This is a genomic window from Catenulispora yoronensis, from assembly GCF_039531695.1.
Taxonomy (GTDB): Bacteria; Actinomycetota; Actinomycetes; order Streptomycetales; family Catenulisporaceae; genus Catenulispora; species Catenulispora yoronensis.
Genome location: NZ_BAAAQN010000121.1, coordinates 1 through 8,458, shown reverse-complemented (window position 1 = coordinate 8,458; position 8,458 = coordinate 1). Strand labels below are relative to the sequence as shown.

At 68.8% G+C, this 8,458-nt stretch carries 5 protein-coding genes and 3 pseudogenes; 7 read left to right on the top strand and 1 reads right to left on the bottom strand.

Features of this window, described 5'->3' with window-relative positions:
* Positions 1-127: pseudogene (locus ABD481_RS46105) on the bottom strand (Hsp20/alpha crystallin family protein); the annotation flags it as partial.
* A gap of 113 nt (positions 128-240) precedes the next feature.
* On the opposite strand from ABD481_RS46105, the gene ABD481_RS46100 reads away from it, so the two are divergent.
* The 7 genes and pseudogenes from ABD481_RS46100 to ABD481_RS46070 all read left to right on the top strand — a co-directional run bounded on the left by ABD481_RS46100 (position 241) and on the right by ABD481_RS46070 (position 8,164).
* The gene (locus tag ABD481_RS46100; protein WP_344672279.1) at positions 241-918 is read left to right on the top strand and encodes an HSP18 transcriptional regulator; all 678 of its coding nucleotides are present in this window, start codon (positions 241-243) and stop codon (positions 916-918) included.
* A gap of 46 nt (positions 919-964) precedes the next feature.
* Positions 965-1,371, top strand: a pseudogene (locus ABD481_RS46095) (DUF2267 domain-containing protein).
* A gap of 86 nt (positions 1,372-1,457) precedes the next feature.
* Entirely contained in the window at positions 1,458-3,371 is a 1,914-nt protein-coding gene (htpG, locus tag ABD481_RS46090) for a molecular chaperone HtpG (protein ID WP_344672278.1), read from the top strand.
* An 81-nt stretch (positions 3,372-3,452) separates the two neighbouring features.
* On the top strand, positions 3,453-3,878 hold the full coding sequence (locus ABD481_RS46085; RefSeq protein ID WP_344672277.1) for a hypothetical protein: 426 nt from the start codon (positions 3,453-3,455) through the stop codon (positions 3,876-3,878).
* Between the two features lie 1,373 nt (positions 3,879-5,251).
* Complete coding sequence (locus tag ABD481_RS47570; RefSeq protein ID WP_425559437.1) at positions 5,252-5,812, top strand: transposase domain-containing protein; 561 nt, start codon at positions 5,252-5,254, stop codon at positions 5,810-5,812.
* Positions 5,813-6,483: 671 nt separating this feature from the next.
* Positions 6,484-7,340 (top strand): annotated as a pseudogene (locus ABD481_RS46075) (IS1595 family transposase).
* A gap of 44 nt (positions 7,341-7,384) precedes the next feature.
* A complete protein-coding gene (locus ABD481_RS46070) occupies positions 7,385-8,164 on the top strand; it encodes a TSUP family transporter (RefSeq protein ID WP_344672276.1) in 780 nt (259 codons plus the stop codon).
* Positions 8,165-8,458: the final 294 nt, after the last annotated feature.

The following is an 8,458-nucleotide window of genomic DNA, read 5'->3' as shown; positions in this document are numbered from 1 at the left end:
CCTCCCCTTCGCGCCAGGCGTCCAGGGGCATGGGGTTGGGGCGGGTCCAGGTGCCCGCGGCGGTGGTCCCGAGCAGCTGCTGGGCGATGCGGTCCAGGTCACGGAACGGGTCGGTGCGCATCAACATGGGGGTCACCTCCAGGTGAGTGGTCGACCATGGGGGTCGACTCGCTGACGAACACAGGTATAGCATGTCATCGAAACGACGACAAGTAATGTCGTCGCCGAGGAGATGACGTAATGAAAGACCTTCCGAACAGCCAGGCCGCACCCGGTGACGCAGGGTTCGACACCGGCGCCGCCCTGGGACAGATCACCGCCGCGATGCACGCGATGCACGCCCCGGCCGCCCTTCCGGGAGCCCCGGCACCGCCGGCACTGAGCGCGAACCAGGCGCTGGCCGCCCTAACGCTGCTGCGGGAGCTGCGCACGGAGATAGCGGGCTGGGAGCCGCAGCTGATCGAGGCCGCCCGCGCGTTGAACACGAGCTGGGCCGATCTGGCCCCGGCCCTGGGTGTCGCCAGCCGGCAGGCCGCCGAGAAGCGCTACCTGCGGCTGCGACCCGCCACCGACGGAACCGAAGGCACCCGGGAGGAGCGGGTGGCCGCCGAGCGGGACCGGCGGGCCGGGGACAAGGCGGTCGCCGGCTGGGCCCGGGACAACGCCGCGGGGTTGCGGCAGTTGGCCGGGCAGATCGGCGCCCTGACCGACCTGGGCGACGGTGCCGACGGCGATCTGGCCGCGCTGCGCGCCGCTTTGGGCCGTGACGACGTCGCGGACCTGCTGGGGCCGCTGGCCGACGCCGGAGGCCACCTGGCCGGCGGCCATCCCGGCCTGGCCGAGCAGGTCGGAGCCGTGGGGGCCAACATCGCCGAGGTCCGCGCCGCCTCCGACCGCAACCGCCGACCCGGCGCGTAGGAACAGTAGACCGGACACACATCTGCCAAGGACAGGAGGGTTGACCATGGTGCGTTTCGAGTCGTTCATGGAGCAGGTGATCGATCGCGGCGAATACCGCAGCGGCGATGAGGCGACCGGGCCGCCCGGGTGGTGCTGGCCCTGCTCGGGGCGCACCTGACCGGCCGCACCCGCGCGCAGCTGGCCGCGCTGCTGCCGGAGACGTTCGCGCTGATCCTGCTCAACCCGCTGCCGGCCGCCCAGCCGCTGAACGCCGAACGCTTCACCCGCGCCACTGCGGCCTGGATCGAGGGCGCCACCGAGGCCACAGCGCTGTGGGACATCGGCGCGGTGTTGTCGGTGGTCGCCGACATCGCTGGCCCGGACCTGATGGGGCAGGTGCTGCTGCAACTGCCCGCCGACTGGCCGCCGCTGTTCGGCCTGCCCGAACACGCCGACACCACCTCAACCTGAACCGGTCGGCGGGCACGCCCAATCGGGGGCGCCCGCCGACAGGCCCACGCTGTTGATCGCATCTAGCCCTGAGAGGAAGCCCGCAGGTGGAAACCAGCGTCCAGACCCTGGAGTTCCAGGCCGAGACCCGCCAACTGCTGAACCTGGTGATTCATTCGATCTACTCGAACAAGGACATCTTTCTGCGCGAGCTGATCTCCAATGCCTCTGACGCCCTGGACAAGCTGCGCCTGGAGTCGCTGACCGCCGCCGCCCCCGGGGCCGACACCTCCGACCTGCATATCGCGCTGGAGGCCGACACTGACGCCCGCACTCTGACGGTCCGGGACAACGGGGTCGGCATGTCCCGCGACGAGGTGGTGGAGCTGATCGGCACCATCGCCAAGTCCGGCACCGCGAGCCTGCTAGAGAAGATCAAGGCCGCCCATGACGCTGAGGCCGCGCAAAGCTTGATCGGGCAGTTCGGCGTCGGGTTCTACTCGGCGTTCATGGTCGCCGACAAGGTCACCCTGCGCACCCGTCGCGCCGGCACCGACGAAGGCACCCTGTGGGAGTCCGACGGTGACGGCACCTACGACATCTCCACGGTCGACGGCCTTCCGGTCGGCACGTCGGTCACGCTGCACCTCAAGCCCGCCGACGGCGAGGACGGACTGGCGGACTACCTGGCCGAGTGGAAGATCCGGGCCATCGTGAAGCAGTACTCGGACTTCATCCGCTGGCCTATCCGCATGCCGGTCGAACGCGGCGAGGAGAACGGCGTCGCGGTCACCGAGATGCAGACCCTGAACTCGATGAAGGCCCTGTGGTCCCGTCCCCGCGCCGAGATCACCGAGGCCGAGTACCACGAGTTCTACCAGCAGATCAGCCACGACTGGACCGACCCGGCCGAGACCATCCACCTGCGCAGCGAGGGCACCTTCGCCTACGACGCGCTGCTGTTCATCCCCTCGCAGGCGCCGTTCGACCTGTTCTCGCACCAGACCAAGCGCGGCGTGCAGCTGTACGTCAAGCGCGTGTTCATCATGGACGACTGCGAAGCCCTCGTCCCGAACTACCTGCGCTTCGTCAAGGGCGTCGTGGACGCCCACGACCTGTCCCTGAACATCTCCCGGGAGATCCTCCAGCACGACCGGCACATCCGCGGCGTCCGCAAGCGCCTGGTCAAGAAGGTCCTGGGCGCGATCAAGGACATGCAGGCGAGCGACGCCGAGCGCTACGCCACACTGTGGGACCAGTTCGGCCGGGTGCTGAAGGAGGGATTGGTCGAGGACCCGGACAGCACCGAGGCTCTGTTGGAGGTGATCTCCGCGGCATCCACCCACGATGCGGAGAAGACCATCACGCTGCGCGAGTACGTGGCGCGGATGAAGGACGGCCAGGACGCCATCTACTACCTCACCGGCGCCACCCGCGCCGTGGTGGAGAACTCCCCGCACATGGAAGCCTTCACCGCCAAGGGATATGAGGTCCTGATCCTTACCGACCCCGTCGACGAGGTCTGGGTCGACCATGTCGCCGAGTTCGACGGCCACCGGTTCCAGTCCATCGCCAAGGGCCAGGTCGACCTCGACCACGAGGACGGCGACGACAAGGACGACGAGCAGAAGGCGCAGCGCGAGGCCGACTTCGCCGACCTGCTGCCCTGGCTGGCGGCCACCTTGTCCAAGCAGGTCAAGCAGGCCCGCCTGTCCTCCCGGCTGACCACCTCGCCGGCCTGTGTCGTCGGCGACACCGGCGACATCACCCCCATGCTGGAGAAGATGTACCGGGCCATGAACCAGCAGATCCAGCCGGTAAGGCGCATCCTGGAGATCAACCCCGGCCACCGGCTAATCACCGGCCTGCGCGACGCCCACACCAAGAACCCCGACGACCCCGCCCTGCCCGAACTCGCCGAGCTCATCCTCGGTGCCGCGCTGCTCGCTGAAGGCGGCGACCTGCCCGATCCCGCCCGCTTCGCCAAGGCCCTGACCGAACGCCTCGCCGACACGCTGTAACCACACCGGGCGCGGCCTGGCACAAGGCCGCGCCCCGCATATCTCGAACCGCCGGCCACCCCAGACAGCGACTTCACGCCCGTGACCACCATGACCGCCCCAACGCTGCCCGCCCCCGCCGCAGACCGCCGCCAACTGCTGCCCGCCCTGGACGCCGCCACCCAGGCATCCCGTGACGCCCACGACGCCACCCGCGCCCTGTCCGACACCGTCCTGACCTGCCAACACCTGCCCGCCGACGTCTACCAGTACGCCCCGCACCTGTCCCCGGCCACCCACACCCTCACTACCGCCTCCCGCACCCTGACCACCATCACCGCCTACGCCACCGCCAACCCCACACCTGAGAACCTGCACGCCCTGCACCGCGCCACCACCGAACTCACCGCCGCCACGGCCACCCTGCGCTACCAGACCGCAGCCCTGGCCGCCGCCGCCAGCTGGTACAGCGCACCCGCCGCGCTCCCGTCGACCGCCGCCACACTGCCCGGAGAACCCCTGCCGTGACATCCGCCATCACGCCCGCCGCCCCCGGCGCAACACGCGCCCGGCCCAGCATGCTCGCGGTGTTCCGTAACGGCGGCCCGCAGATCGCCACCGATCCGCGGTTCACCAGCCACCACCACCACGCCGCACTGACATCGACAGGACCCTACGAAACACAGACCAGATCCAGCCCGGACCGAAACACCTCAAACCATGCGCACCAGCACGCCGCAATCAAAAAACGGCGCACAATGCCAGCGCACCCCGGGCCGCCCCCGGCTACCCGCCGAACCGCCGAAGTGAACGCCGTCGGGCTTGACCCGCTCCGCAGCGGCCGCGGGCCGGCCCCCGAGACCTAGCATTCCCGTGGCCGGCCTCGGGAGCCAGCCTGCCACCCCTCGCCTCATACCGCTCACCCCGCACGACGCCAGCTTATGAAGCTCGCGCTGCTCACGGCGGCGGCCCCGACGAGCGTTCTGACCGAAGGCTGCTCCGTGTGCCCCTCTCGCCCCACATCCCCGTCGACCCCCGCCCCAGCGAGCCAACGCCCGTCCCGCCTCGAACACGGAGTAGACGCCCCAATAGCACCGAGAACCGAGCTCAGGCGTTGAGAACGATCCTGATTGACCAAGTTGTCTGACACACCCGGCCAACGTCCGCACAAACGAGCGGGTGCGGAGTAGGTCTCTATTGCCAGTCAACCTGTCCAGAGCATGGTCCTGACCTCAGAACCAGACATCTTCATTGGCACAGGTCACTGACCGTTGTCACTCTTTCTGGGCCCTTGACATCCAAGTTGGGCCCATCCGGGGCTGCTGCCATCGAATCTGGACCCACGGACGGTGACCTGAGGGCGGACCAGAGTGGTGCTGAGGATTCGCCGGTCGTCATCGATGTCGGCGGCGGCGGTTCTCCCTCACATGACAATCGAATACGTCGATCCTGCGGGCGCTCGGCAGTCGGACGTTTTGGCGTCGTGTGGGTCTGCGCTACCAGACCACAGCGTTGGCCGCCGCCGCCAGCTGGTACAGCGCACCCGCCGCGCTCCCTTCGACCGCCACCACACTGAAGGACTCTGTCGGGAATCTTGAGCCGTCGTGATCACTTCCCCTGGCGCCACCAGATTGGGCGGGGTAGGTCGTGGGCGTCGAGGTACTGCTGGAAGGCTGTGGGCGGCCGTGGCCGATACTCGGAGTCGGCGGGTTCTTGCCGGCTGAGTCGTTCGATGTTGACGGCGATCGCGGTTAGGACGTGCTGGACGTGCGTCTTGGCCCAAGACGGGGAAGTTTGGCGCTGGAAGCGGCTGTCAAGGGTTTCGTCGAAGTGGCCGTGTAGCAGGTGGGACTCCTTGTAGAACGAATGCCGACCAAGACAGCGTTCTGACAAGGAGTCCCGTGCCCAAGATTCGCACGCCTTCACGTCCTCGCGCACCTGAACGGGCCTTCGCGGCCGGGCATCTGGGCGAGTTGACGCAACTGATCACTCCGTCGCTGGTGGACGAGGTCCTGGTGGCGACCGGCCGCGTGCAGGCCCGGGTCCGCAAGCTGCCGGCGCGGGTGATGGTGTACTTCGTGCTGGCCATGGCGCTGTTCAGCGACAGCGGGTATCGGGGGGTGTGGTCGGCGCTGGTCGCCGCGCCGGGCATGCCGGACCTCGACCCGTCCCGAATCTCGCTGGCAGTGACCGTCCGCACCGCCCGGAACACCGTGATCACCGCGACCGGCACCACGACCCGCCGCGGACATCGAACAACCCCACAGATCAACACCGCCGTACTCCACCCCCGCGAACTGCTCCCGGTTCACCGCCCGACCAGGATCCAGCCCCGCCGCATCAAACGCCCGATCTCAACCTTCGCCTACAGCCCGACCAGGAAGAACACCCCGATCACGAACCCGGAAATCACCTTCACCATCACCACGGCCACCGACCGGACACGCCGATGGCGAACCTAAACTTCCCCGTCTTGGGCCAAGACGCACGTCCAGCACGTCCTAACCGCGATCGCCGTCAACATCGAACGACTCAGCCGGCAAGAACCCGCCGACTCCGAGTATCGGCCACGGCCGCCCACAGCCTTCCAGCAGTACCTCGACGCCCACGACCTACCCCGCCCAATCTGGTGGCGCCAGGGGAAGTGATCACGACGGCTCAAGATTCCCGACAGAGTCCTTCAGTGTGGTGGCCGGTCGAGGGTCAGGCGCGCAACGTATCCGGACGGTTACGCTCCGGGGAAGGCGTCAGCGTATCGCCGGGTGTGGCGAAGCGGCGAACTGTTTATCAGAGGTCTGTTTTGGTGCGTCCAGCGTCGTGCGCGTCGCGGGGCGCTGGCACGTCCGGCTCGTAGCGCGTTGCGGTGTGCGATCCGCGGCCTGGGTGTCGGCATCGTGCTGTTGTGGCGTGTCCGGGCGGTCATATCGGGCACTTCCCGTCGGCGGCGGTGCGGCTTTTAGAGGTCCGCGTCGTCCTCGTGCCGTTCGAATGGATGATCTGCATATCTGCTTGAGTGCAGTAGTCTCGCGGCGTGGATGCGGGTGTGGCGTGGCCGGTCGCAGGGGTCGACTATCCGGGTACTTATCAGGAGTTCCGGGACTGGTTCCCTGATGAGGCGGCGTGTCTGGCCTACTTGGAGCGCCTGCGCTGGCCGGACGGCTTCGTCTGTCCGGCGTGTGGCGGGGATCGGGTATGGCGCACCGCGAAGTCCCAGTTCATGTGTGCCGCCTGCGGACGTAAGACATCCGTGACGGCGGGCACGATCTTCCACCGCTCGCACTCGCCGCTGTCGACGTGGTTCGCTGCGGCGTGGTTCGTGACGTCGCAGAATAACGGCGTGTCCGCGCTGGGTTTGCAGGGCGCGCTGGGCTTCGGCTCGTATGAGACGGCGTGGGCGTGGCTGCACAAGCTGCGCCGGGCGATGGTGCGTCCGGACCGGGAGCGGCTGGACGGCGTTGTGGAAATCGACGAGACGTTCGTCGGCGGCAGGTCGGCAGGGAAGCCCGGGGTCTCCACGGACAAGGTCCCGGTCAAGGTGGCGGTAGAACGGCTCGGGCCGCACCGGTTCGGGCGGGTGCGGCTGGCGGTCGCGGACGCTCCGGCCACGTTGCAGCTGGTCGCGTTCGCGGCGTCCGTCGTGGAGCCCGGGTCGACGATCCGCACCGACGGCGCCCGCATGCTGCGCCGCCTCGGCGACATGGGTACGCCCACGAGTACGTCAACGGCTACGCCTCGCCGGACATCAGCCGGGAGCTGCCCGGCGTCCACCTGGTCGCCTCGCTGCTCAAGCGCTGGATCGCCGGCACCCTGCACCACCACGTCAGCCGCGAGCACCTGCCGTACTACCTGGACGAGTACACGTTCCGCTTCAACCGCAGGACTTCCACCGCTCGGGGGATGCTGTTCTACCGGCTCCTCCAGCAGGCTGTGGCCACCGGCCCCCACCCACTGGACGAGCTGACCGGCGCCGCGCGTCGGCCCGTAGCCTGAGGGCCCGAACAGAGCGGCGGATCTCCAGGGAAAGGGCGTCTGCGGTGACGTGGTCGGCGGGGCTGCTCGGATACGCCGCGGGCTTGCTGATCGCCACAGCGACCGCGCCGGTCGGGGTCTCCGGTGCGGTTTTCCTGCTCCCTGTGCAGCTCAGCGTCCTTCGCGTGCCGAGTCCGGCGGTCACGCCCACGAACCTGCTGTTCAACGTCGTGGCCGGGCCCGGCGCGCTGCTGCGTTACCGCAGCCGCGGCGGCCTGGCCGGCCCGCTGACCCGCCTGCTGATCGCCGGCACCCTGCCGGGCGTCGTCATCGGCGCCGTGATCCGCGTCTTCGCGGTCCCCGGGCCGACGGTCTTCCGGCTGCTGGCCGCCGCCGTCCTGCTCCCACTGGGATCCTGGCTGTGCCTGCGGACCCTGCGGCCGGCCCGACGAATCGCGCAGCCGCCGACCTCGCGGGCGATCGCCGCCCTGGCCCTGATCGTCGGGATCGTCGGCGGGATCTACGGCATAGGCGGCGGCTCCCTGCTCGGCCCGATCCTGGTCGGCCGCGGCATGCCGGTCGCCAAAGTCGCCCCGGCCGCACTGGCCTCCACTTTCCTGACCTCGATCGTCGGCGCGGCCACCTACGCGCTGCTGGCTCTGACCACCACCGGCGACATCGCCCCGAACTGGCCGCTGGGCCTTGCCTGCGGACTCGGCGGCCTGTGCGGCGGCTACCTCGGAGCCCGCCTCCAGCCCCGACTACCCGAAACCGCACTCCGACTGCTGCTCGGCACCCTCGCGATCACCGTCGGAACGATCTACATCGCCCAAGCCGCCAGCTAACGCGACGACCCGAGCCACACCAGCACGGTCGAACTGGCCAGCATCCTGAGCAGCTAACTTCGCTCAAGCAGATATGCAGAATGGATGATCGAACAGCTTGCCGGTCACGGTGGTCCCAGACCAGGCGTACACGGTGCGCCATGGCCCGTCGGCGCAGGTCGCGTCGTCGGCTGCGAACAGCGGGACGGTGCCGGGCGCGGTGGTGATGACGTCACGACATTGTCGGCAGGCGCAAGGGGCCGGGTGCGAACCTTGCACCCACCTTGCGCCAGCGAGTTCTGAGGCGGAATTGGG